The 23,610-nt window shown below is 60.5% G+C and carries 19 protein-coding genes, 3 tRNA genes and 1 riboswitch; of the genes, 21 read left to right on the top strand and 1 reads right to left on the bottom strand.

All coding sequences use genetic code 11. The features are described from left to right. Nucleotides 1-80: 80 nt before the first annotated feature. The 12 genes from DKB71_RS26910 to astE all read left to right on the top strand — a co-directional run bounded on the left by DKB71_RS26910 (nucleotide 81) and on the right by astE (nucleotide 12,752). On the top strand, nucleotides 81-770 hold the full coding sequence (locus DKB71_RS26910) for an ABC transporter permease (RefSeq protein WP_323609284.1): 690 nt from the start codon (nucleotides 81-83) through the stop codon (nucleotides 768-770). Then, entirely contained in the window at nucleotides 767-1,465 is a 699-nt protein-coding gene (locus tag DKB71_RS26905; RefSeq protein WP_274077889.1) for an ABC transporter permease, read from the top strand. Before DKB71_RS26910 ends, DKB71_RS26905 begins: the two co-directional genes overlap by 4 nt. A 1-nt stretch (nucleotide 1,466) precedes the next feature. Beyond that, a complete protein-coding gene (locus tag DKB71_RS26900) occupies nucleotides 1,467-2,579 on the top strand; it encodes a M14 family metallopeptidase (protein ID WP_408598562.1) in 1,113 nt (370 codons plus the stop codon). Nucleotides 2,580-2,606: 27 nt separating this feature from the next. Next, nucleotides 2,607-3,371, top strand: a complete 765-nt coding sequence (locus tag DKB71_RS26895; protein ID WP_034151461.1) for an ABC transporter ATP-binding protein — start codon at nucleotides 2,607-2,609, stop codon at nucleotides 3,369-3,371. A gap of 240 nt (nucleotides 3,372-3,611) precedes the next feature. After that, a complete protein-coding gene (argR, locus tag DKB71_RS26890; RefSeq protein WP_323629177.1) occupies nucleotides 3,612-4,592 on the top strand; it encodes a transcriptional regulator ArgR in 981 nt (326 codons plus the stop codon). Between the two features lie 303 nt (nucleotides 4,593-4,895). After that, nucleotides 4,896-6,116, top strand: coding sequence for an aspartate aminotransferase family protein (locus DKB71_RS26885; RefSeq protein WP_274077892.1), 1,221 nt, complete (start codon nucleotides 4,896-4,898; stop codon nucleotides 6,114-6,116). A gap of 224 nt (nucleotides 6,117-6,340) precedes the next feature. After that, on the top strand, nucleotides 6,341-7,360 hold the full coding sequence (gene aruF / locus DKB71_RS26880) for an arginine/ornithine succinyltransferase subunit alpha (protein WP_046819614.1): 1,020 nt from the start codon (nucleotides 6,341-6,343) through the stop codon (nucleotides 7,358-7,360). 73 nt (nucleotides 7,361-7,433) lie between these two features. Continuing rightward, nucleotides 7,434-8,459: an arginine N-succinyltransferase gene (gene astA / locus DKB71_RS26875; protein ID WP_274077893.1), complete on the top strand. Its 1,026-nt coding sequence runs from the start codon at nucleotides 7,434-7,436 to the stop codon at nucleotides 8,457-8,459. Then, entirely contained in the window at nucleotides 8,456-9,925 is a 1,470-nt protein-coding gene (gene astD / locus DKB71_RS26870) for a succinylglutamate-semialdehyde dehydrogenase (protein WP_408601161.1), read from the top strand. Before astA ends, astD begins: the two co-directional genes overlap by 4 nt. Before the next feature lie 141 nt (nucleotides 9,926-10,066). Beyond that, nucleotides 10,067-11,413, top strand: a complete 1,347-nt coding sequence (astB, locus tag DKB71_RS26865) for an N-succinylarginine dihydrolase (protein WP_323629112.1) — start codon at nucleotides 10,067-10,069, stop codon at nucleotides 11,411-11,413. 25 nt (nucleotides 11,414-11,438) lie between these two features. After that, nucleotides 11,439-11,729, top strand: a complete 291-nt coding sequence (locus DKB71_RS26860) for a hypothetical protein (RefSeq protein WP_018926388.1) — start codon at nucleotides 11,439-11,441, stop codon at nucleotides 11,727-11,729. Nucleotides 11,730-11,741: 12 nt separating this feature from the next. Then, nucleotides 11,742-12,752, top strand: a complete 1,011-nt coding sequence (gene astE, locus DKB71_RS26855) for a succinylglutamate desuccinylase (RefSeq protein WP_408598557.1) — start codon at nucleotides 11,742-11,744, stop codon at nucleotides 12,750-12,752. 58 nt (nucleotides 12,753-12,810) lie between these two features. Here astE and DKB71_RS26850 read toward each other — a convergent pair whose 3' ends face one another. After that, on the bottom strand, nucleotides 12,811-13,323 hold the full coding sequence (locus DKB71_RS26850) for a 6,7-dimethyl-8-ribityllumazine synthase (protein WP_408598555.1): 513 nt from the start codon (nucleotides 13,321-13,323) through the stop codon (nucleotides 12,811-12,813). 113 nt (nucleotides 13,324-13,436) lie between these two features. Then, nucleotides 13,437-13,608, bottom strand: a riboswitch (FMN riboswitch). 172 nt (nucleotides 13,609-13,780) lie between these two features. Between DKB71_RS26850 and ltaE the strand changes: the two genes are divergently transcribed. From ltaE to ltrA, 9 genes are all read left to right on the top strand, one after another. Beyond that, nucleotides 13,781-14,785: a low-specificity L-threonine aldolase gene (gene ltaE, locus DKB71_RS26845; RefSeq protein WP_408598553.1), complete on the top strand. Its 1,005-nt coding sequence runs from the start codon at nucleotides 13,781-13,783 to the stop codon at nucleotides 14,783-14,785. A gap of 146 nt (nucleotides 14,786-14,931) precedes the next feature. Beyond that, nucleotides 14,932-17,553, top strand: coding sequence for an alanine--tRNA ligase (gene alaS / locus DKB71_RS26840; protein ID WP_408598551.1), 2,622 nt, complete (start codon nucleotides 14,932-14,934; stop codon nucleotides 17,551-17,553). Between the two features lie 91 nt (nucleotides 17,554-17,644). Further along, complete coding sequence (locus DKB71_RS26835) at nucleotides 17,645-18,886, top strand: aspartate kinase (protein ID WP_274077899.1); 1,242 nt, start codon at nucleotides 17,645-17,647, stop codon at nucleotides 18,884-18,886. Nucleotides 18,887-19,074: 188 nt separating this feature from the next. Next, complete coding sequence (csrA, locus tag DKB71_RS26830) at nucleotides 19,075-19,263, top strand: carbon storage regulator CsrA (protein WP_002554426.1); 189 nt, start codon at nucleotides 19,075-19,077, stop codon at nucleotides 19,261-19,263. Between the two features lie 62 nt (nucleotides 19,264-19,325). Then, nucleotides 19,326-19,416 (top strand) — tRNA-Ser (locus tag DKB71_RS26825). 107 nt (nucleotides 19,417-19,523) lie between these two features. Further along, a tRNA-Arg gene (locus DKB71_RS26820) sits at nucleotides 19,524-19,600 on the top strand. Nucleotides 19,601-19,672: 72 nt separating this feature from the next. Continuing rightward, nucleotides 19,673-19,749: transfer RNA gene (locus DKB71_RS26815), tRNA-Arg, on the top strand. A 408-nt stretch (nucleotides 19,750-20,157) separates the two neighbouring features. Then, complete coding sequence (gene mgtE, locus DKB71_RS26810; RefSeq protein WP_274077900.1) at nucleotides 20,158-21,600, top strand: magnesium transporter; 1,443 nt, start codon at nucleotides 20,158-20,160, stop codon at nucleotides 21,598-21,600. Nucleotides 21,601-22,073: 473 nt separating this feature from the next. Further along, complete coding sequence (ltrA, locus tag DKB71_RS26805) at nucleotides 22,074-23,495, top strand: group II intron reverse transcriptase/maturase (RefSeq protein ID WP_408598548.1); 1,422 nt, start codon at nucleotides 22,074-22,076, stop codon at nucleotides 23,493-23,495. Nucleotides 23,496-23,610: the final 115 nt, after the last annotated feature.

The following is a 23,610-nucleotide window of genomic DNA, read 5'->3' as shown; positions in this document are numbered from 1 at the left end:
GACACGTCCGAAATGGCGCAAGCAGCAGGTTTTCTGAGGTTTGCGCCATTTTTTCATCCCAACTTTCGAGGACCTGAATCATGTTGAAAGGCTACGGGGCTGTCATCCTCGATGGCGCTTGGCTGACGCTTCAGCTCGCCTTGTCGTCCATGGCCCTGGCCATTGTCCTGGGCCTGATCGGCGTGGCACTGCGTCTGTCGCCGGTGCGCTGGCTGGCCTGGCTGGGCGACCTGTATTCCACGGTGATCCGTGGCATTCCCGACCTGGTGTTGATTCTGCTGATTTTCTACGGCGGCCAGGATCTGCTCAACCGCGTCGCGCCGCTGCTCGGCTTTGACGAATACATCGACCTCAACCCCCTGGCCGCCGGTATCGGCACCCTGGGTTTTATCTTCGGTGCGTACCTGTCGGAAACCTTCCGTGGCGCGTTCATGGCGATCCCCAAGGGTCAGGCTGAAGCGGGCATGGCCTACGGCATGAGCAGTTTCCAGGTGTTCTTCCGGGTGTTGGTGCCGCAGATGATTCGCCTGGCGATTCCGGGTTTCACCAACAACTGGCTGGTACTGACCAAGGCCACCGCGCTGATTTCGGTGGTCGGCCTGCAAGACATGATGTTCAAGGCCAAGCAGGCGGCAGATGCCACCCGCGAGCCATTCACCTTCTTCCTCGCAGTGGCGGCGATGTACCTGGTGATCACCAGTGTCTCGTTGCTGGCATTGCGTCACCTCGAGAAGCGCTACTCGGTAGGCGTAAGGGCGGCTGAGCTATGATCTTCGACTACAACGTCATCTGGGAGGCCTTGCCGCTGTACTTCGGCGGCCTGGTGACCACCCTCAAATTGCTCGCGCTGTCGCTGTTTTTCGGCCTGTTGTGTGCGCTGCCGCTGGGCCTGATGCGCGTCTCGAAGAACCCGGTCGTCAACATGTCGGCCTGGCTCTACACCTACGTGATCCGCGGCACGCCGATGCTGGTGCAGCTGTTTTTGATCTACTACGGTCTGGCGCAGTTCGAAGCGGTACGCGAAAGTTTCCTCTGGCCGTGGTTGTCCAGCGCAACCTTCTGTGCCTGCCTGGCGTTTGCCATCAACACCAGCGCCTACACCGCCGAAATCATCGCCGGCAGCCTGCGTGCCACGCCGAACGGCGAGATTGAAGCGGCCAAGGCCATGGGCATGTCGCGCTTCAAGATGTACAAGCGCATCCTGCTGCCATCGGCCCTGCGCCGGGCACTGCCGCAGTACAGCAACGAAGTGATCATGATGCTGCAGACCACCAGTCTGGCGTCCATCGTGACCCTGATCGACATCACCGGTGCCGCGCGCACGGTCAACGCCCAGTACTACCTGCCGTTCGAGGCGTACATCACCGCCGGCGTGTTCTACCTGTGCCTGACCTTCATCCTGGTGAAGCTGTTCAAGATGGCCGAGCGCCGCTGGCTGGGCTACCTGGCCCCGCGGAAGCACTGATATGGAACGCATTGATCATGCTTTGCCGTGGAGCCATCTGGGCAGCGAACGCCAGATTTCGGTGTTCCGTTTTGGCCAGGGCGAGCGCAAGGCCTACATCCAGGCCAGCTTGCACGCCGATGAACTGCCGGGCATGCGCACCGCCTGGGCGCTGAAAAAGCGCCTGGCTGAACTCGAAGCCCAGGGCTTGCTCAACGGCGTGATCGAACTGGTGCCGGTGGCCAATCCACTGGGCCTCGGTCAGTTGCTCCAAGGCAATCATCAAGGGCGTTTCGAGGCCGGCAGCGGCAAGAACTTCAACCGTGATTTCGTCGAGCTGAGCGCGCCAGTGGCTGCACAACTCGATGGCCATCTGGGCGATGATCCGCACGCCAATATCCAGTTGATCCGTCAGGCAATGAGCGATCATCTGGCCGCACTGCCAGCGGCCAGCAGCCAGTTGCAGGGCATGCAGCGCATCCTGCTCAGCCATGCCTGCACTGCCGATGTGGTGCTGGACCTGCATTGCGATGCCGAAGCGGCGCTGCACATGTACGCCTTGCCGCAGCACTGGCCGCAGTGGCGTTCGCTGGCCGCGCACCTGAATGTCCGGGTTGGCTTGCTGGCGGAAGATTCCGGCGGCAGCTCCTTCGACGAAGCCTGTTCGCTGCCGTGGTTGCGCTTGTCGCGTCTGTTCCCGGATGCGCAAATTCCCTTGGCGTGCCTGGCGACTACCCTGGAACTGGGCGGTCAGGCCGACACCGGCCGCGCTGAGACCGAGGCTTACGCCGAAGGCATTCTGGCGTTCCTCGCCGAGCAGGGGTTGATCAGCGGTGACTGGCCGCAACCTGCCCAGGAAGCGTGCGAAGGCCTGCCGTTCGAAGGCACCGAATTACTGTTCGCGCCGCACCCTGGTGTGGTGAGTTTCCTGCGCCAGCCCGGTGAATGGGTTGAGGCGGGTGACGAGATTTTCGAAGTGATCGATCCGCTGGCGGATCGGGTCAGCACGGTGTGTGCTGGTACGTCCGGGGTGCTGTTTGCCATTGAACGGCTGCGTTACGCCCAACCCGGTTTCTGGCTGGCCAAGGTGGCGGGGCGCGAAGCGCTGCGTCACGGGCGCTTGCTCAACGACTGACTGACTGTTTTTGTGAGAACCGACCGCATGTACAAGCTTGAAGTCCAAGACCTGCATAAACGCTATGGCAGTCACGAAGTGCTCAAGGGCGTGTCCCTGAAAGCGGCGGCTGGCGATGTGATCAGCATCATCGGCTCCAGTGGCTCCGGCAAAAGTACCTTCCTGCGCTGCATCAACCTGCTGGAGCAGCCGCACGCGGGCAGGATCCTGCTCAACAACGAAGAGCTGAAGCTGGTGGCGAACAAGGACGGCGCGATGAAAGCCGCCGACCCGAAACAGCTGCAACGCATGCGTTCGCGCCTGTCGATGGTGTTCCAGCATTTCAACCTGTGGTCGCACATGACCGCGCTGGAAAACATCATGGAAGCGCCGGTGCATGTACTGGGCGTGTCCAAGGCCGAGGCGCGCGAGAAAGCCGAGCACTACCTGAACAAGGTTGGCGTGGCACATCGCAAGGATGCCTACCCGGGCCACATGTCCGGCGGCGAGCAGCAGCGCGTGGCGATTGCCCGTGCTCTGGCGATGGAGCCTGAGGTGATGCTATTCGACGAACCGACCTCGGCACTCGACCCGGAGCTGGTTGGCGACGTGCTGAAAGTCATGCAGGCCCTGGCCCAGGAAGGCCGGACCATGGTCGTGGTGACCCACGAAATGGGCTTCGCCCGTGAAGTGTCGAACCAGCTGGTGTTCCTGCACAAAGGTGTGGTCGAAGAGAGCGGCAACCCGCGTGAGGTGCTGGTCAATCCACAGTCCGAGCGCTTGCAACAATTCCTGTCGGGCAGCTTGAAATAATCAAGGCTGCCGTTGTGCACCGGGATAGTGCATGCTTCGCAACCTGAAGGCTGGCTCCGATCCCCTGTAGGAGCCGGCTTGCCGGCGAAGGCGTCCTCAAGGGCAATGCATGGCTCAGGACCGCCTTCGCTGGCAAGCCAGCTCCTACAGGGATCTGTGTAGGTTTTGAGATTTGCGTTCATTTACGGGCTAGCATTGGCCCATGCCTTCATCACTGTTTTTCGCTTCGGATTGCCCACCATGACTGCCCATCGAATTGGTTTCCTGATTTGGCCCAGCACTAAAGCACTGACGCTGGCGCTGGCTGAGGAGGCCTTGCGAGTTGCCCAGCGTGTGCACCCGGACGTGGTCTACGAACTGTCCTTCCTGCAGGCCGAACCACCGAGCGAAAGCGCCTGGCAATTGCCCGGTGAAGCCTGGACCGGCAAGCTGGAAAACTTCCAGAAACTGTTCCTGCTCGCTGACGAGCCGCCGACCAGTCTCGCGCCGGCGTTGAGCAGTGCGCTCAAGCAGCTGGTGCGTGCCGGTTGCGTGATCGGCGGGCTGTCGGCCGGTGTTTATCCGTTGGCGCAACTGGGCTTGCTCGACGGTTACCGCGCGGCGGTGCACTGGCGCTGGCAGGATGATTTCGCCGAGCGCTTTCCGAAAGTCATCGCCACCAGCCATCTGTTCGATTGGGATCGCGATCGCCTGACTGCGTGTGGCGGCATGTCGGTGCTCGACCTGCTGCTGGCGGTACTGGCCCGCGATCACGGCGCCGAACTGGCCGGTGCGGTGTCGGAAGAGCTGGTGGTCGAGCGTATTCGTGAGGGCGGTGAGCGCCAGCGCATTCCGCTGCAGAACCGCCTCGGCTCCAGCCATCCCAAGCTCACCCAGGCGGTGTTGCTGATGGAAGCCAACATCGAAGAGCCGCTGACCACCGACGAAATCGCCCAGCATGTGTGCGTGTCCCGCCGGCAGCTGGAGCGGATTTTCAAGCAATACCTCAACCGCGTACCGAGCCAGTACTACCTGGAACTGCGCCTGAACAAGGCCCGGCAGATGTTGATGCAAACCAGCAAGTCGATCATCCAGATCGGCCTGTCCTGTGGCTTCTCCTCGGGGCCGCATTTCTCCAGCGCCTACCGCAATTTCTTCGGCGCCACGCCGCGCGAAGATCGCAACCAGCGGCGCAGCAGCAGCCCGTTCGAATTGTCGTCGGTACCTTCCGAGCGCGGTTAACCCCAGCGCCCGTTCATCCTGCGCCATCCCCCTGTAGGAGCCGGCTTGCCGGCGAAGGCGTCCTCAAGGGCAGTGCATGGCTCTGCACCGCCTTCGCTGGCAAGCCAGCTCCTACAAGCGCTCGCGACAGTTTAAACTGCGCCTTTGCGACCCTATATGTCGCATTGCCGTAAACCCGTGGAAAACCGGGGTTTGCGCTATAAGAAGTTGTCGCTTGGCGGCAAGGCCGGGCTGAAAACTGTCCTTACAATCCCCCCATCGCTCGCCAGTTTCAGGCGGGTGTTTTCTCTTCAGGAGACTCCGATGTCCGTTGAGCACGCTGCGGTACAACGCGCCGATTTCGATCAGGTTATGGTTCCCAACTACGCGCCTGCCGCTTTTATTCCCGTGCGTGGCGCCGGTTCCCGCGTCTGGGACCAGTCCGGTCGCGAGCTGATCGATTTCGCCGGCGGTATTGCCGTCAACGTATTGGGTCACGCACATCCGGCGCTGGTCGGTGCCTTGACCGAGCAGGCCAACAAGCTGTGGCACGTGTCCAACGTGTTCACCAATGAGCCGGCCCTGCGCCTGGCCCACAAGCTGGTCGATGCCACCTTTGCCGAGCGTGCCTTCTTCTGCAACTCCGGCGCCGAAGCCAACGAAGCGGCCTTCAAGCTGGCCCGTCGTGTCGGTTTCGACCGCTTCGGCAGCGAGAAGTACGAAATCATCGCCGCGCTTAACAGCTTCCACGGTCGTACCCTGTTCACCGTCAACGTTGGTGGCCAGTCGAAGTACTCCGACGGCTTCGGTCCGAAGATCACCGGTATCACCCACGTGCCGTACAACGATCTGGCCGCGCTGAAAGCCGCCATTTCCGACAAGACCTGCGCTGTGGTCCTGGAGCCGATCCAGGGTGAGAGCGGTGTGATTCCGGCCGAACTGGAATACCTGCAAGGTGCCCGCGAGCTCTGCACCGCGCACAACGCGCTGCTGATCTTCGACGAAGTGCAAACCGGCATGGGCCGTACCGGCCATCTGTTCGCCTACCAGCATTACGGCGTGACCCCGGACATCCTGACCAGCGCCAAGAGCCTGGGCGGCGGTTTCCCGATCGCGGCCATGCTGACCACCGAAGACCTGGCCAAACATCTGGTCGTCGGTACCCACGGCACTACCTACGGCGGCAACCCGCTGGCATGCGCGGTCGCCGAAGCGGTGATCGACGTGATCAACACCCCTGAAGTGCTGGCCGGCGTCAACGCCAAGCACGACAAGTTCAAGGCGCGGCTCGAGCAGATCGGCGAGAAATACGGCCTGTTCACCCAGGTGCGTGGCATGGGCCTGTTGATCGGTTGCGTCCTGAGCGAGGCCTGGAAAGGCAAAGCCAAGGACATCTTCAACGCCGCCGAGCGTGAAGGCCTGATGGTGCTGCAAGCTGGCCCGGACGTGGTGCGTTTCGCCCCGAGCCTGGTGGTGGAAGACGCGGACATCGATGAAGGCCTGGACCGTTTCGAACGCGCTGCGGCAAAACTGACGCAAGCCTGATAGACCCTTCGACGCCTGACCTGTCAGGCGTCGAACCCAATTTTTGTGCCGGCCCGGATCAAATGTGGGAGCGGGCTTGCTCGCGAAAGCGGTGCATCAGTCGACACTTTTGGCTGATTGACCCACCGCATTCGCGAGCAAGCCCGCTCCCACACTGGACTGAGTTTTTTCAGTAAGGGGCCGGCTTATTTTCCTCAAAAGAGTTTTTAAAAAGGAGTGACACCATGCTGGTGATGCGCCCCGCGCAAATGGCTGATCTGGGCGAGGTACAGCGTCTGGCTGCGGACAGCCCGATTGGTGTCACTTCCTTGCCGGATGACGTTGAACGCCTGAGCGACAAGATCGCCGCGAGCGAAGCCTCGTTCGCCGCCGAAGTCAGCTTCAACGGTGAAGAGAGCTATTTCTTCGTGCTCGAAGACACGGCCACCGGCAAGTTGGTGGGCTGTTCGGCCATCGTCGCTTCGGCGGGTTATTCCGAGCCGTTCTACAGTTTCCGTAATGAAACCTTCGTGCACGCCTCCCGCGAGCTGAAGATTCATAACAAGATCCACGTGCTCTCCCAGTGCCACGACCTGACCGGCAACAGTTTGCTGACCAGTTTCTACGTGCAGCGCGAGCTGGTGGGTTCGCCCTGGGCCGAGCTCAATTCCCGTGGCCGCCTGCTGTTCGTAGCCAGCCACCCGGAGCGTTTCGCCGATTCGGTGGTGACCGAGATCGTCGGTTACAGCGATGAAAATGGCGACTCGCCGTTCTGGGATGCCATCGGTCGCAACTTCTTCGACCTCAACTACGCCGAAGCCGAGCGTCTGTGTGGCCTGAAGAGCCGGACCTTCCTCGCCGAACTGATGCCGCACTACCCGATCTACGTGCCGCTGCTGCCGGATTCCGCCCAGGAAGCCATGGGCCAGGTGCACCCGCGGGCGCAGATCACCTTCGACATCCTGATGCGCGAAGGCTTCGAAACCGATCACTACATCGACATCTTCGACGGCGGCCCGACCCTGCATGCCCGTGTCTCGGGGATCCGCTCGATCGCCCAGAGCCGCGTGGTGCCGGTGAAGATCGGCGAGCCGGTCAAAGGCGTCGGTCGCCAGTATCTGGTGGCCAACGCCCAGTTGCAGGATTACCGCGCGGTCATGCTCGAGCTTGACTACGCGCCGGGCAAGCCGGTGACCCTGGACCTGGAAACGGCCGAAGCCCTTGGCGTCGGTGAAGGTGCCAGCGTGCGCCTGGTGGCGGTTTAACACCTGCTTCAAAGAATGCTTGGAAAGTAGCGAGTTTCGCGGGTGGCGCAAGCGGCCCGATTGAGGAGATAGCATGATCGTTCGTCCCGTACGCAGCAGCGATTTACCCGCTCTGATCGACCTGGCCCGCAGCACCGGCACCGGCCTGACCACCTTGCCGGCCAACGAAGAGCGTCTGGCCCACCGGGTCGGCTGGGCCGAGAAGACCTTTCGCGGCGAAGCCGGGCGGGGCGATGCGGACTACCTGTTCGTGCTCGAAGACGACAATGGCCGAGTGGTGGGCATTTCCGCCATCGCTGGCGCCGTCGGCCTGCGTGAGCCGTGGTACAACTTCCGGGTCGGCCTGACGGTCAGCGCTTCGCAAGAGCTGAACATCTATCGCGAAATCCCGACCCTGTTCCTGGCCAACGACCTGACCGGCAATTCCGAGCTGTGCTCGCTGTTCCTGCACGCCGATTACCGCAGTGGCCTCAACGGCCGCATGTTGTCCAAGGCGCGGATGCTGTTCATCGCCGAATTCCCACAACTGTTCGGCAACAAGATCATCGCCGAGATGCGCGGTGTTTCCGACGAAGCCGGGCGCTCGCCATTCTGGGAAAGCCTGGGCCGGCACTTCTTCAAGATGGAATTCAGCCAGGCTGACTACCTGACCGGCGTGGGCAACAAGGCGTTCATCGCCGAATTGATGCCGAAGTTCCCGCTGTACACCTGCTTCCTGTCGCCGGATGCGCGCAACGTGATCGGCCAGGTGCACCCGGACACCGAGCCTGCGTTGTCGATGCTCAAGAGCGAAGGCTTCAGCTATCAAGGCTACGTCGACATCTTCGACGCCGGCCCGGCCATCGAGTGCGAAACCGGCAAGATCCGCGCCGTGCGCGACAGCCAGGCACTGGTGCTGGCCGTTGGCACGCCGGGTGACGACGCCACGCCGTTCATCATTCACAACCGCAAGCGCGAAGACTGCCGCATCACCGCTGCTCCGGCACGTCTCGCCGCCGGCACGCTGGTGGTCGATCCGCTGACCGCCAAACGTCTTCAACTCAACGCTGGCGATCAAGTGCGCGCCGTGGCGTTGTCCGCTGCTCGGGAGTCGAAATAATGAAGTCGCTATACATTGCAGGTGAATGGTTGGCAGGTGGGGGCGAAACCTTTGAGTCGCTGAACCCGGTGACCCAGCAAGTGTTGTGGTCCGGCACCGGTGCCACCGTCGATCAGGTCGAGTCGGCCGTGCAGGCTGCACGCCAGGCGTTCCCGACCTGGGCCCGGCGCACCCTGGAAGAGCGCATTGCGGTGCTGGAAGCCTTTGCCACATCCCTGAAAAGTCATGCAGACGAACTGGCCCACGCCATCGGCGAGGAAACCGGCAAGCCCCTGTGGGAGTCGGCCACCGAAGTCACCAGCATGGTCAACAAGATTGCCATCTCGGTGCAGAGCTACCGCGAGCGCACTGGCGAGAAGAGCGGCCCGCTGGGCGACGCCACCGCGGTGCTGCGCCACAAGCCCCACGGCGTGGTGGCAGTGTTCGGCCCTTACAACTTCCCGGGCCACTTGCCCAACGGGCATATCGTGCCGGCGCTGCTGGCCGGTAACAGCGTGCTGTTCAAGCCGAGTGAACTGACGCCGAAAGTCGCCGAGCTGACAGTGAAGTGCTGGATCGAAGCCGGATTGCCGGCGGGCGTGCTGAACCTGCTGCAGGGCGCGCGCGAAACCGGTATCGCCCTGGCGGCGAACCCGGGCATCGACGGCCTGTTCTTCACTGGTTCCAGCCGCACGGGCAATCACCTGCACCAGCAATTTGCCGGTCGTCCGGACAAGATCCTCGCGCTGGAGATGGGCGGTAACAACCCGCTGGTGGTGGATCAGGTCGCCGATCTCGATGCTGCTGTCTACACCATCATCCAGTCGGCGTTCATCTCTGCCGGCCAGCGCTGCACCTGTGCCCGCCGCTTGCTGGTGCCGCAAGGCGCCTGGGGCGACACATTGCTGGCGCGCCTGGTGGCGGTCAGTGCGTCGATTGAAGTCGGTGCGTTCGATCAGCAGCCGGCGCCGTTCATGGGCTCGGTGATTTCCCTCGGCGCGGCGAAAGCCTTGATGGATGCCCAGGAACATCTGCTGGCCAACGGCGCCGTGGCATTGCTGGAAATGACCCAGCCCCAGGCCCAGGCCGCCTTGCTGACCCCAGGCATCCTCGATGTCACGGCGGTCGCCGATCGCCCGGACGAAGAGCTGTTCGGCCCGCTGTTGCAAGTGATCCGCTACGTTGATTTTGAAGCGGCGATCGCTGAAGCCAACGACACTGAATACGGTCTGGCCGCTGGCCTGTTGTCGGATTCCGAGGCGCGTTACCAGCAGTTCTGGCTGGAAAGCCGCGCCGGCATCGTCAACTGGAACAAACAACTGACCGGTGCCGCGAGCAGCGCGCCCTTCGGCGGCGTCGGCGCCTCGGGCAACCATCGCGCCAGCGCCTATTACGCGGCGGATTACTGCGCGTACCCGGTGGCCTCGCTGGAAACGCCGAGCCTGACTTTGCCAGCGGCCCTGACGCCTGGCGTGAAAATGGCGTGATGCCCATTCGCGAGCAAGCCCGCTCCCACAAAGGGAAATGCATTCCAATGTGGGAGCGGGCTTGCTCGCGAAGGCCGCGACTCGGTCTAAAAGAATAGTTACCAGAAGCCTAAAACAACAGATTCTCGTGGAGCCTCGCTGATGAAATCCTATGAAGTCAATTTTGACGGTCTAGTGGGGCCGACCCATAACTACGGCGGCCTGTCCTACGGCAACGTCGCGTCCCAGAGCAACAGCCAGCAGTCTTCGAATCCGAAGGAAGCGGCGCTGCAAGGCCTGGCAAAGATGAAAGCGCTGATGGACATGGGCTTTCAGCAAGGCGTCCTGGCCCCGCAGGAACGCCCGGACGTGGCCGCCTTGCGCCGCCTGGGTTTCAGCGGCACCGACGCGCAAGTGATCGAACGTGCCGCCAAAGAAGCGATGCCATTGCTGGTGGCCAGTTGCTCGGCATCGAGCATGTGGGTGGCCAACGCCGCCACCGTCAGCCCGAGCGCCGACACCGCGGATGGCCGCGTGCACTTCACCGCCGCCAACCTGAACTGCAAATACCACCGCAGCATCGAGCATCCGACCACCAGCCGCGTGCTGGGCGCGATGTTCGCCGACCAGAAGCACTTCGCCCACCACGCCGCGTTGCCGGCCGTGGCGCAGTTCGGTGACGAAGGCGCGGCCAACCACACCCGTTTCTGCCGTGCGTACGGCGAAGCCGGCGTCGAGTTCTTCGTGTTTGGTCGCAGTGCCTTCGACACCCGTTACCCGGCACCGCAGAAGTACCCGGCACGCCAGACCCTCGAAGCGTCCCAGGCGGTCGCTCGCCTGCACGGCCTGAGCGATGACGGCGTGGTCTACGCCCAGCAGAACCCGTCGGTGATCGACCAGGGCGTGTTCCACAATGATGTGATTGCCGTGGGTAATGGCGAAGTGCTGTTCTATCACGAGGATGCTTTCCTCGAGACCGACAAGATGCTCGCCGAACTGCAAAGCAAACTCGCCAGGGTCGGTGGGAAATTTCAGTCAGTGTGCGTTCCGCGTTCCGCAGTAAGCGTCGAAGACGCGGTTCGTTCCTACCTGTTCAATAGCCAACTGCTGTCGCGTCCTGACGGCTCCATGCTGTTGATCGTGCCGGAAGAATGCCGTGGCAACGAGCGTGTATGGCAATACCTGCAGGGTTTGACCAGCTCCGGCGGTCTGATCCGCGAAGTGAAAGTCTTCGATCTCAAGCAGAGCATGCAGAACGGCGGTGGCCCGGCTTGCCTGAGGTTGCGTGTCGCGCTCAACGAAACCGAACTGGCGGCGGTCAACCCAGGGGTTATCATGACGGCACCGTTGTACGGCACTCTGACCGAATGGGTCGAGAAGCATTACCGCGACCGCATGACCGAAAACGATCTGGCGGACCCGCAATTGCTGCTTGAGTGCCGGACGGCACTGGATGAACTGACGCAAATCCTTAAACTGGGCGCGGTTTATCCATTTCAGATCAATTGAAAGTCTCAAACGAGAGCGTAAAAACATGAGCGATACCCTGCAGCTGATCCTTGAAGACACCGACGGCACGCAACTGGAAACCTCCTGCACCCGCGTCGCGGTCATGTGGCAAGGCAAAGAGCTGTGGATCCAGCAGGACGGCCGTGGCCAGTTGCTGATCGGCGTGGACGTCGAAGAAGGCGACGCCGAATACGCCAACCTGCTGTTGCGCCCATTGGCGACTAATCTGGTAAGTCTGCAACTGGAGATGGAACCGGCTGACCTGGGCGACGACGAGGACCACGTTCACGGCCCGGATTGCAATCACGACCATTAAGGAAACCGCTCTATGCTCGCCCTCGGCAAACTGCTTGAACTGACCCTCGCCGGCCGCGAACCGGCGGAGAAGACTCAACTGACTGTCGAAGGCGTGCGCATGCGCTGGTTGAGCGAAGGTGCGCTGGAAGTGCGGCCACCTGAAGTACGCGACAACGGCCTGGACCTGCTGTTATCGGCCGGTATCCACGGCAACGAAACAGCGCCGATCGAACTGCTCGATCGCCTGTTGCATGACATCGCCCGCGGCGACTTGAAGCCGCGTGCCCGAATTCTGTTCCTGTTCGGCAACCCCGAAGCGATTCGCAAGGGTGAGCGTTTCGTCGAGCAGGACGTCAATCGGCTGTTCAACGGCCGTCACGAGCAAAGCAGTGGCTCCGAAGCCCTGCGTGCCTGTGAGCTGGAACGCCTGGCGGCGAGTTTCTTCAGCCTGCCGGATCGCCAGCGACTGCACTACGACCTGCACACGGCGATTCGTGGTTCGAAAATCGAACAGTTCGCCTTGTACCCCTGGAAAGAAGATCGCCAGCATTCGCGCCAGGAGCTGGCCCGTCTGCGCGCCGCCGGCATGGAGGCGGTCCTGTTGCAGAACAAGCCGTCCATCGTCTTCAGTTCCTACACCTACGACAAGCTCGGTGCCGAGGCCTTCACCCTTGAACTGGGCAAGGCGCGGCCGTTCGGGCAGAACGACGGGGTGAATGTCTCCCGGCTGGAAACCCGCCTCAAGCAGATCATCGAAGGCACCGAGCCCGAGATGGCTGAAGAGGCACTGGACGGTTTGCAGCTGTTCAGCGTGGCACGGGAAATCATCAAGCACAGTGACAGCTTCCGCCTGAACCTGCCCGTGGACATCGAGAACTTTTCCGAGCTGGAAGTGGGTTACCTGCTGGCGGAAGACATCGCCAACACCCGCTGGATCATCGAGGAGGAGGGCGCCCGGATCATCTTCCCGAACCCCAAGGTGAAACACGGCCTGCGCGCCGGCATCCGGATCGTGCCGACCACCGACGATAACCTGGCCTAATCACAACACATGACAAATGTGGGTGAAGTCCAAGACCCCACCCAAACCTCTTTGGTGTTTAGACGGCTACCGCGCGCGGCTCGGTGCGACGCAGGGCGCGAATCTTGCTCAGCGTATCCGCACACGTCTTCGCCGCTTCCTGACCTTTGTGCACGAAGTGATCGAAGAAGAACTTATGATGCAGTTCTTCACCCGCATGGAAGTGATGCGGGGTCAGGGACACCGAGAACACCGGCACTTCGGTTTCCAGTTGCACCTGCATCAGGCCACTGACCACTGACTGGGCGACGAACTCGTGACGGTAGATCCCGCCGTCCACCACCATGGCTGCGGCGACGATGCCGGCATAACGGCCGGTCTTGGCCAGCAACTTGGCGTGCAGGGGCATTTCAAAGGCGCCGCCGACTTCGAAGAAATCGATGTCGGATTCCTGATAACCCTGGGCAATCATTTCGGCGACGAAGCCTTTACGGCTCTGGTCGACAATGTCCTTGTGCCAGCAGGCCTGGATGAACGCTACGCGCTCGCCGTGATGGTGTTTGCTTTTGCTGTCGATTGCGGTGGGTTGCATGTTCTGATTCCTGTTTGTGTGAAAAACAGGGCTTATGAATCGAATGGGATTTTAGGGTACGCAGGCACGAATGCCCACGGACGGCGCTTAGGTATTGAGCCAGGCTGCGCCAATCCCGTTCTCTCTTCATCCGGACTATGACCGTCGGCCCCGGAATCACACCGGGTCTGCTGACCTTGTCGCCACTCACGGCAAAGGCCGTGTCTGACACCAAGCGCTCGCGGGCTATGCGTGTTGCACGCAATTACCGCCGGTGGGGAGTTGCACCCCGCCCTGAGAACGTTTTGCTGCCAGATTGTTTGGCAGCGCAGCGTTTTTATCACATATTTCCTACGCGCGCATCGGTGCTTTCGGATGATTGTTATCGAGTTTTCCGTTGCATCAGGGTTGATTATTCATCGACTTGACCGCAGTAATCCCTACCTGAACGCGATTTCCTGTTTATGAGGCCCGAGTCATGAGTGTGATTGATCTTCGCAGCGACACCGTCACCCAACCCTCCACCGGCATGCTCGAGGCGATGGCCACTGCCGCCACCGGTGACGATGTGTATGGCGAAGATCCGACGGTCAACCGCCTGGAAGCCGAACTGGCAGACCGCCTGGGGTTTGCTGCCGCCCTGTTTGTCCCGACGGGCACCATGAGCAACCTGCTGGGCTTGATGGCCCATTGCGAGCGCGGTGACGAATACATCGTCGGTCAGCAGGCGCACACCTATAAGTACGAAGGTGGAGGGGCGGCGGTACTCGGCTCGATCCAGCCGCAGCCGCTGGAAGTGCAGGCCGATGGCTCGCTGGACCTTTCCCAGATTGCCGCGGCGATCAAGCCGGACGATTTCCATTTCGCCCGCACCCGTTTGCTGGCGTTGGAAAACACTATGCAGGGCAAGGTCCTGCCCCTGGAATACCTGGCCCGGGCCCGCAGCTTTACCCGTGAGCACGGGTTGCAACTGCACCTGGACGGCGCGCGGCTGTACAACGCAGCGGTGAAGCTGGGTGTCGATGCCCGGGAAATCACCCGGCACTTCGATTCAGTCTCGGTGTGCCTGTCCAAAGGCCTGGGCGCCCCGGTGGGTTCGGTGCTGTGTGGCTCGGTCGAATTGATTGGCAAGGCCCGGCGCCTGCGCAAGATGGTCGGCGGCGGCATGCGCCAGGCCGGGATTCTGGCGGCGGCAGGCCTGTACGCGCTGGAGCATAACGTTCAGCGCCTGGCCGACGACCACGCCAACGCCCAGTTGCTCGCCGAAGGCCTGAGCGCAGCAGGATTCGAGGTCGAGCCGGTGCAGACCAATATGGTTTACGTTGCAATCGGCGACAAGGCCGAGGCACTCAAGGCGTTCGCCGCCGAGCGCGGGATCGTGCTCAGTGCTGCCGCGCGCTTGCGATTGGTCACGCACATGGACGTCAGCCGCGGGCAAATCGAGCAGGTCGTCGCGACATTCGTCGACTTTTCCAGTAAGTGATAGCGTTAGCGCTCCAATTGACCGTTTCTATCGTATAAACACGCTGTACCCCGCGCGCAGGGCCGATATAATGCGGCCCTTTGCCGTCGCTTCGTCTGTTGACGTTTCGAACAGGCCTTTGGCCGCAGCCTCCGTGGAAGAACCTAATGAAAAGCGCAGAAATCCGTGAAGCCTTCCTTCGCTTCTTCGAAGAGCAAGGCCACACCCGTGTAGCCTCCAGCTCTTTGATTCCGGGCAACGACCCAACCCTGCTGTTCACCAACGCGGGGATGAACCAGTTCAAGGACTGCTTCCTGGGCCAGGAAAAGCGCGCGTACACCCGTGCCGTTTCCAGCCAGAAATGCGTGCGCGCCGGCGGCAAGCACAACGACCTGGAAAACGTCGGTTATACCGCCCGTCACCACACCTTCTTCGAAATGCTGGGTAACTTCAGCTTCGGTGACTACTTCAAGCGTGACGCCATCACCTACGCCTGGAACTTCCTGACCTCCGACAAGTGGCTGAACCTGCCGAAGGAAAAGCTCTGGGTCACCGTCTACGCCAGCGATGACGAAGCGTACGACATCTGGACCAAGGAAATCGGGGTCCCGGCCGAGCGCATGGTGCGCATCGGCGACAACAAAGGCGCGCCGTACGCGTCCGACAACTTCTGGACCATGGGCGATACCGGCCCGTGCGGTCCTTGCACCGAGATTTTCTACGATCACGGCGCCGACATCTGGGGTGGTCCACCGGGTTCGCCGGAAGAAGACGGCGACCGCTACATCGAAATCTGGAACAACGTGTTCATGCAGTTCAACCGCACCGCCGATGGCGTGTTGCACCCGCTGCCAGCGCCGTCGGTGGACACCGGCATGGGCCTGGAGCGGATCAGTGCCGTGCTGCAGCACGTTCACTCGAACTATGAAATCGACCTGTTCCAAAGCCTGCTGAGCGCATCGGCCAAGGCCATCGGTTGCACCAACGACAACCAGGCTTCCCTGAAAGTCGTGGCTGACCACATTCGTTCCTGCGGTTTCCTGATTGCCGATGGCGTGCTGCCATCCAACGAAGGACGTGGCTATGTGCTGCGCCGCATCATTCGTCGCGCTTGCCGTCACGGCAACAAGCTGGGCGCCAAGGGCAGCTTCTTCTATCAGATCGTCGCGGCCCTGGTCGCCGAGATGGGCGAAGCCTTCCCTGAGCTGAAATCCCAGCAGGCGCACATCGAGCGCGTGCTCAAGGCCGAAGAAGAGCAATTCGCCAAGACCCTGGAGCAGGGCCTGAAAATCCTCGAGCAGGATCTGGCCGAGCTCAAGGGCGACGTGGTTCCGGGCGATGTCGTGTTCAAGCTCTACGACACCTACGGTTTCCCGATGGACCTGACCGGCGACATCGCTCGCGAGCGCAGCCTGACGATCGACGAAGCCGGTTTCGAGCGCGAGATGGAAGCCCAGCGCGTACGTGCACGTTCGGCCAGTTCCTTCGGCATGGACTACAACAGCCTGGTCAAGGTTGATGTCGATACCGAATTCACCGGTTACACCGCCCACAGCGGTTCGGCCAAGATCGTTGCCATCTATAAAGACGGGCAGTCGGTCGACGTACTGAGCGAAGGCCAGGAGGGTGTGATCGTTCTCGATCAGACGCCGTTCTATGCCGAATCCGGTGGTCAGATTGGTGATTGCGGCTTCCTCCAGGCGGGCGCTGCGCGTTTCGACGTGCGCGACACCACCAAGACCGGCGGTGCGTTCCTGCACCACGGTGTGCTGGACTCGGGCAGCCTGATCGTTGGCTCGCCAGTTCAAGCGCAGGTGGATGCCGACGTGCGCCACGCCACTTCGCTGAACCACTCCGCGACTCACTTGCTGCACGCCGCATTGCGTCAGGTGCTGGGCGATCACGTTCAGCAGAAAGGCTCGCTGGTCGACAGTCAGCGCCTGCGCTTCGACTTCAGCCACTTCGAAGCCATCAAGCCTGAACAGCTCAAAGCGCTGGAAGACATCGTCAACGCCGAAATTCGCAAGAACTCCGAAGTTGAAACCGAAGAAACCGACATCGAAACCGCCAAGCAGAAAGGCGCCATGGCGCTGTTCGGCGAAAAATACGGCGACAACGTGCGCGTGCTGAGCATGGGCGACTTCTCCGTCGAACTGTGCGGCGGTATCCATGCCAATCGCACCGGCGACATCGGCCTGCTGAAAATCATTAGCGAAGGCGGTGTGGCTTCGGGTGTGCGTCGTATCGAGGCGGTCACTGGTGCTGCGGCACTGGCCTACTTGAACGCGGCGGAAGAGCAACTCAAGGAAGCGGCCAGCCTGGTCAAGGGCAGCCGCGACAACCTGATCGACAAGCTGTCGGCTGTGCTGGAGCGCAACCGTCTGCTGGAGAAGCAACTCGAGCAGTTGCAAGCCAAGGCCGCCAGTGCGGCGGGTGATGACCTGTCGGCGCAAGCCCAGGACGTCAAGGGCGTGAAAGTGCTGGCCGTGCGTCTGGACGGTCAGGATGGCAAGGCGCTGCTGGCGCTGGTCGATCAACTGAAAAACAAACTCGGCCGCGCAGTGATCCTGCTCGGCAGTGTCCATGAGGAGAAGGTCGTTCTGGTTGCAGGCGTAACCAAAGACCTGACTGGCCAACTCAAAGCCGGTGATTTGATGAAACAAGCCGCTGCGGCAGTGGGCGGGAAGGGCGGTGGTCGTCCAGACATGGCGCAAGGCGGCGGTACCGACGCTGGCGCCCTGGACGCGGCACTGGCGCTGACCGTTCCGTTTGTAGAGCAGGGTTTATAAGGCAGTGCCTGCGGCCCGCAGTCTAGTGGCGGGTCGCAACGCTGTTTGAGTGATTATTTGGGCGCCCTTCATGGGCAGAGGCGGCTTTGAAATGGCTTTGATCGTACAGAAATTTGGAGGCACCTCGGTCGGCACCGTCGAGAGAATCGAGCAGGTTGCCGACAAGGTTAAGAAATTCCGCGATGCCGGCGATGACCTGGTGGTTGTGCTGTCTGCAATGAGCGGCGAAACCAACCGTCTGATCGATCTGGCCAAGCAAATCAGTGGCGGCGATCAACCGGTTCCTCGCGAGCTGGACGTGATCGTTTCCACCGGTGAGCAGGTGACGATTGCCCTGTTGGCCATGGCGCTGATGAAGCGCGGTGTGCCTGCAGTGTCCTACACCGGCAACCAGGTACGGATCCTGACGGATAGCGCGCACAATAAAGCGCGTATCCTGCAGATCGACGACCAGAAGATTCGCGGCGACCTGAAGGCCGGTCGCGTGGTGGTTGTCGCCGGTTTCCAGGGCGTCGACGAGCACGGCAATATCACCACCCTCGGTCGTGGCGGTTCCGACACCACCGGCGTGGCCCTGGCGGCAGCCTTGAAGGCTGACGAGTGCCAGATCTACACCGACGTCGATGGCGTCTACACCACTGACCCGCGCGTCGTGTCCGTGGCCCAGCGCCTGGACAAGATCACCTTCGAAGAGATGCTGGAAATGGCCAGCCTCGGTTCCAAGGTGCTGCAGATCCGTGCGGTGGAGTTCGCCGGCAAGTACAACGTCCCGCTGCGCGTACTGCACAGCTTCAAGGAGGGTCCGGGCACCCTCATTACTATTGATGAAGAGGAAACCATGGAACAGCCGATCATTTCCGGTATCGCTTTCAACCGCGATGAAGCCAAGCTGACCATCCGTGGCGTGCCAGACATCCCGGGCGTTGCCTTCAAGATTCTCGGCCCTATCAGCGCCGCGAACATCGAAGTCGACATGATCGTGCAGAACGTTGCGCACGATAACACCACCGACTTCACCTTCACCGTGCACCGCAACGACTACCAGGCGGCGCAGACCGTGCTGGAAAAGACCGCCAGTGAGCTGGGTGCCCGTGAAGTCATCGGCGACACCAAGATCGCCAAGGTGTCGATCGTCGGCGTAGGCATGCGCTCCCACGCGGGCGTCGCCAGCCGCATGTTCGAAGCACTGGCCAAGGAAACCATCAACATCCAGATGATCTCCACGTCGGAAATCAAGGTCTCCGTCGTGATCGAAGAGAAATACCTGGAACTGGCTGTGCGCGCCTTGCACACGGCTTTCGAACTGGACGCACCGGTCCGCCAGGGCGAGTGATGCGTTTGCCAAAGGGCGCGGTCTGACCGCGCCCTTTGTTTTTTTGCAAGGCGCGACCCCAAGGCTGTTCTTTTGCTCGCGCTGGTCAATACTCAGGCATGTAGGCCAACGACCATTTTGGTTGTAGGTCGAGTGCCTTTTTTTTGCAGACTGTTGTCCCTGAAAATGTAATGCGTGAGGAGAAAGGTATGCTGATTCTGACTCGTCGGTGCGCAGAAAGCCTGATTATTGGTGATGGCGAAATCACCGTGACCGTGCTCGGCGTCAAAGGAAATCAAGTGCGTATCGGTGTCAACGCCCCGAAAGAGGTTGCGGTCCACCGTGAGGAAATTTACCTGCGTATAAAGAAAGAGAAGGACGAAGAACCAAGCCATTAATTTTTATCGTTTTTTATGTTTGCAAACGGGGAAAAGGTTGGTTAAGATACGCCCCGTGTTGCGGAGAGCTGGCCGAGTGGCCGAAGGCGCTCCCCTGCTAAGGGAGTACACCTCAAAAGGGTGTCGGGGGTTCGAATCCCCCGTTCTCCGCCATTATTTGCGTAGTACGTTGTAATCTGGCTTCTTCGGTAAGTTGTTGAAATTACTAGAAAAAGTGCTTGACATAGAGATTAGACGGCCTATAATGCGCGGCAACAAATGCACTCGTAGCTCAGCTGGATAGAGTACTCGGCTACGAACCGAGCGGTCACAGGTTCGAATCCTGTCGAGTGCACCATTTAAGAGTTGTTTGCAGTGATGTGAATGACTTGGCTCCAACCAGTTGTGATCTGGTATAAAAACACAAAATGCACTCGTAGCTCAGCTGGATAGAGTACTCGGCTACGAACCGAGCGGTCACAGGTTCGAATCCTGTCGAGTGCACCATACAACAAAAAGCCCGCTTTTTAAGCGGGCTTTTTGCCGTCTGGGATTTGGCTTTTCCCTTCCTGCATCCTCTCTCGTCGAACTCGATGCTCTTCCTCCATGACGGCTACCGATCAAGGTAGGCGCCCGCATTTTCCATCGCCATTGTGTTTTCTTTTCCAGATGGGTCGTCGCACTTTGTAGTGTCAGGCGCGCGCTCAAGATTGTTTCGCAAGCGCTTGTTTCAGCCATGATTTTTTAACGTTTTAAGCCGTCAGTCGGTGTATCATTGCGCCCGTCAGCCCCGCCGGGGCTTTTGGATTACTTCCATGGACTTACCCAGTAGTTACTCAATACCCCGTTTTTCCAATCATGAATTGACTGATTGATCCTTCCGGCGCGCCCCGCTGCTGGGAGTGGAGTTCGCCTATGTCTGAAGTTGAAGTAAAGAAAACGCAGGAAAGCTTGCAGGACCGCTTGGCTCAAGTCGTTGAGCTGTTGCAGCGTCAGCGAGTGGTTGAAGACCTGACTCATCGCCAGGAAGGTCCGAATCAGGATCGCGTCGAAAACCTGGTTCACCGGCAAAATCTGGTCGAGCTGCAACGCAAGCTCGATGACCTGCACTCCGCCGACGTCGCCTATATTCTCGAAGCCTTGCCGCTGGATGACCGCCTGACGCTTTGGCAATTGGTCAAGGCTGATCGCGACGGCGACATCCTGCTCGAAGTATCCGATTCGGTTCGTGAAACCCTGATCGCCGACATGGACGATCACGAGCTCCTGGCCGCGGCCAAGGACATGGATGCCGACGAACTGGCTGACCTGGCTTCCGAGCTGCCGCGGGATGTCGTCCACGAGCTGATGGAAACCCTCGATGCTCAGCAGCGCGAGCGAGTGCGCTCGGCGTTGTCCTATGACGAGGACCAGGTCGGCGCACTGATGGACTTCGAGATGGTTACCATCCGTGAGGATGTCAGCCTCGAAGTGGTTCTGCGCTATCTGCGACGCCTCAAGGAGCTGCCAGGCCATACCGACAAACTGTTCGTGGTTGACTACGACGGTGTGCTCAAGGGGGTGCTGCCGATCAAGCGCCTGCTGGTCAATGATCCGGACAAGCAGGTTTCCGAAGTCATGGCCAGCGATCCGGTGAGTTTCCATCCGGATGAAGAGGCCTACGATGCTGCCCAGGCGTTTGAGCGTTACGACTTGATCTCGGCGCCCGTCGTCGACAAGAACGGCAAGCTGATCGGCCGTTTGACCATCGATGAAATGGTCGACCTGATTCGTGAAGAGAGCGAAAGCGAAGTTCTCAACATGGCGGGTCTGCGGGAAGAAGAGGATATTTTTGCGTCGGTCTGGAAGTCCCTGCGTAACCGCTGGGCCTGGCTGGCGGTGAACCTGATCACTGCATTCGTTGCTTCCCGGGTGATTGGCCTGTTCGAAGGCTCCATCGAGAAGCTGGTGGCACTGGCGGCATTGATGCCGATCGTTGCGGGTATCGGCGGTAACTCCGGCAACCAGACCATCACCATGATCGTCCGGGCCATGGCGCTGGATCAGGTGAGCACCGGCAATACTTCGCGGCTGATGCGCAAGGAGCTGGCGGTAGCCCTGATCAATGGCGTGATTTGGGGTGGGGTGATCGGTGTGGTCGCCTACCTGTTGTATGGGAGCTGGTCGCTCGGTGTCGTGATGACCGCTGCCATGACCCTCAATCTGTTGCTTGCAGCTTTGATGGGGGTCTTGATCCCGATGACGCTGGCGCGACTCGGACGGGATCCGGCCATGGGCGCCAGTGTGATGATTACCGCCATGACCGACAGTGGCGGCTTCTTTATCTTCCTGGGGCTGGCAACGATTTTCCTGCTCTGAGATGTTTGATTTAAAGCCCGCCCGCCATATGGCGGGCTTTTTTTATGGTGCGCCAGGCATGGCGCGTTGCGCGCAAGCGCAACCAGCTTGGCTGTGGTGGCCTCGCTGGTGACTTGGAGGTGAAAGTCCTCTACACACCCGGCAAGGGGAAGTGTTAGCCAGAGGCAAGGGTGTCGCGGGCGACTGCGAATCTGAAGGAAGCCCGAGGCAAAATGCTGGCCTGACGAACAGGAAGCGGATGAGGCGGTGCAGCGGGGTAAGGTAGCCATAATTGCCAAAGCCCAATACTTGCACGGAACGCTGTGACGTATATCCGACAGGCATAAGCAGGAAGGTCGCGCGAATTACCCTGGGAGATCTGTAGGTTTGCCACTGTGCTACCGAGCGTCGAGAGGCGACGGGATGAACCTGCAGAAGTCAGCCGAGGCCGTAGTAAGTGGCAAATAACCATGCCACCAAGGGCCGAACAGGTTATGCCGCCAGTAGGCGTCAGAGTCTCGTCGAATGCTGAAACGCAGAATATTCTCCAAGAGGAAACTGTTACCCCAGGTCCCGGACGGTATCCGAGGATGACGGCTGACAGGGCGCAAGCATCGACGGCGTCTGTGACGTGGACGAACGCGGAGCCGGACACGCTGATGGCGCGGGTGCTTGCACCGGCCAACCTCAGACGTGCGTATCAACGCGTAGTCAGCAACAAGGGCGCGCCGGGTGCCGATGGCATGACGGTCGACGAATTGGCGGGCTACGTGAAACAGTATTGGCCGATCCTCAAGACTCGGTTGCTGGCCGGCGAGTATCACCCGCAAGGTGTGCGCGCCGTCGACATCCCCAAACCCAAAGGCGGAACAAGACAGCTGGGAATCCCCTGCGTCGTGGATCGTCTGATCCAACAGGCCCTGCTGCAACAGCTCACGCCGATCTTCGATCCGTTGTTCTCGGACTACAGCTACGGTTTTCGTCCGGGCAGAAGCGCTCATCAAGCCATCGAAACAGCCCGTGCCCACGTGGCAGCGGGTCACCGCTGGTGCGTGGAACTGGATCTGGAGAAGTTCTTTGATCGGGTCAACCACGATGTATTGATGGCCTACATCGAGCGTCAAATCGAAGACAAACGTGTGCTCACGCTGATCCGTCGCTACCTCGAAGCGGGGACGATGTCAGGTGGTCTTGCCAGCCGACGGCAGGAAGGGACGCCGCAAGGCGGCCCGCTCTCGCCGTTGCTGTCGAACATCCTGCTCAACGAACTCGATCGCGAATTGGAACGACGGGGTCACCGCTTCGTGCGCTATGCCGACGATGCGAACATTTATGTGCGCAGTCGCCGTGCTGGCGAGCGAGTGATGGCCGGCGTGGAGCGGTTCCTGAACCAGCGCCTTAAATTGACGCTGAATCGGGACAAGAGCCGGGTAGCCGGATCCTGGAGGTGCGATTACCTGGGTTACGGGATGAGCTGGCATCAGCAGCCGAGACTGAGAGTAGCTGTGATGAGCCTGGGCCGCTTGCGCGACCGGCTTAGAGACCTGCTGCGCGGAGCGCAGGGCTGCAAGATGGCGAGCGTCATCGAGCGGATTAACCCTGTACTGCGCGGCTGGGCGGGTTACTTCAAGCTCAGTCAAAGCAAGCGACCCCTTGAGGAGTTGGACGGTTGGGTGCGTCACAAACTGCGCTGCATCCTCTGGCGCCAATGGAAGCAGCCCTCAACCAGGGCGCGTAACCTGATGCGTCTGGGGATCGACGAAGGACGCGCTCGTAGATCGGCGTCCAATGGGCAGGGCCCTTGGTGGAACTCGGGAGCGTCGCATATGAATCAGGCGCTGCCGAAGAAGGTGTGGGATCGCCTCGGTTTGGTCTCGATACTGGATACGATAAACCGGCTTAGCCGTGTAACCTGAACCGCCGTATACGGAACCGTACGTACGGTGGTGTGAGAGGACGGCGGATGTGAATCCGCCTCCTACTCGATGCCAAATTTAAGGCAAAAAAAAGCCAGCGATCACGCTGGCTTGA

The organism is Pseudomonas sp. PLMAX (assembly GCF_046042685.1).
Lineage (GTDB): Bacteria > Pseudomonadota > Gammaproteobacteria > Pseudomonadales > Pseudomonadaceae > Aquipseudomonas > Aquipseudomonas putida_AE.
Note: the sequence above shows the minus strand (reverse complement) of the source record. Positions and strands in the feature narration are given on the sequence as shown.

Excerpts from the sequence above, each read along its gene's own strand:
- DKB71_RS26910 (WP_323609284.1), top strand. The coding sequence starts at position 81 with ATGTTGAAAGGCTACGGGGCTGTCATCCTCGATGGCGCTTGGCTGACG.
- DKB71_RS26905 (WP_274077889.1), top strand. The coding sequence starts at position 767 with ATGATCTTCGACTACAACGTCATCTGGGAGGCCTTGCCGCTGTACTTC.
- DKB71_RS26900 (WP_408598562.1), top strand. The coding sequence starts at position 1,467 with ATGGAACGCATTGATCATGCTTTGCCGTGGAGCCATCTGGGCAGCGAA.
- DKB71_RS26895 (WP_034151461.1), top strand. The coding sequence starts at position 2,607 with ATGTACAAGCTTGAAGTCCAAGACCTGCATAAACGCTATGGCAGTCAC.
- argR (WP_323629177.1), top strand. The coding sequence starts at position 3,612 with ATGACTGCCCATCGAATTGGTTTCCTGATTTGGCCCAGCACTAAAGCA.
- DKB71_RS26885 (WP_274077892.1), top strand. The coding sequence starts at position 4,896 with ATGTCCGTTGAGCACGCTGCGGTACAACGCGCCGATTTCGATCAGGTT.
- aruF (WP_046819614.1), top strand. The coding sequence starts at position 6,341 with ATGCTGGTGATGCGCCCCGCGCAAATGGCTGATCTGGGCGAGGTACAG.
- astA (WP_274077893.1), top strand. The coding sequence starts at position 7,434 with ATGATCGTTCGTCCCGTACGCAGCAGCGATTTACCCGCTCTGATCGAC.
- astB (WP_323629112.1), top strand. The coding sequence starts at position 10,067 with ATGAAATCCTATGAAGTCAATTTTGACGGTCTAGTGGGGCCGACCCAT.
- DKB71_RS26860 (WP_018926388.1), top strand. The coding sequence starts at position 11,439 with ATGAGCGATACCCTGCAGCTGATCCTTGAAGACACCGACGGCACGCAA.
- astE (WP_408598557.1), top strand. The coding sequence starts at position 11,742 with ATGCTCGCCCTCGGCAAACTGCTTGAACTGACCCTCGCCGGCCGCGAA.
- DKB71_RS26850 (WP_408598555.1), bottom strand. The coding sequence starts at position 13,323 with ATGCAACCCACCGCAATCGACAGCAAAAGCAAACACCATCACGGCGAG.
- ltaE (WP_408598553.1), top strand. The coding sequence starts at position 13,781 with ATGAGTGTGATTGATCTTCGCAGCGACACCGTCACCCAACCCTCCACC.
- alaS (WP_408598551.1), top strand. The coding sequence starts at position 14,932 with ATGAAAAGCGCAGAAATCCGTGAAGCCTTCCTTCGCTTCTTCGAAGAG.
- DKB71_RS26835 (WP_274077899.1), top strand. The coding sequence starts at position 17,645 with ATGGCTTTGATCGTACAGAAATTTGGAGGCACCTCGGTCGGCACCGTC.
- csrA (WP_002554426.1), top strand. The coding sequence starts at position 19,075 with ATGCTGATTCTGACTCGTCGGTGCGCAGAAAGCCTGATTATTGGTGAT.
- mgtE (WP_274077900.1), top strand. The coding sequence starts at position 20,158 with ATGTCTGAAGTTGAAGTAAAGAAAACGCAGGAAAGCTTGCAGGACCGC.
- ltrA (WP_408598548.1), top strand. The coding sequence starts at position 22,074 with ATGCCGCCAGTAGGCGTCAGAGTCTCGTCGAATGCTGAAACGCAGAAT.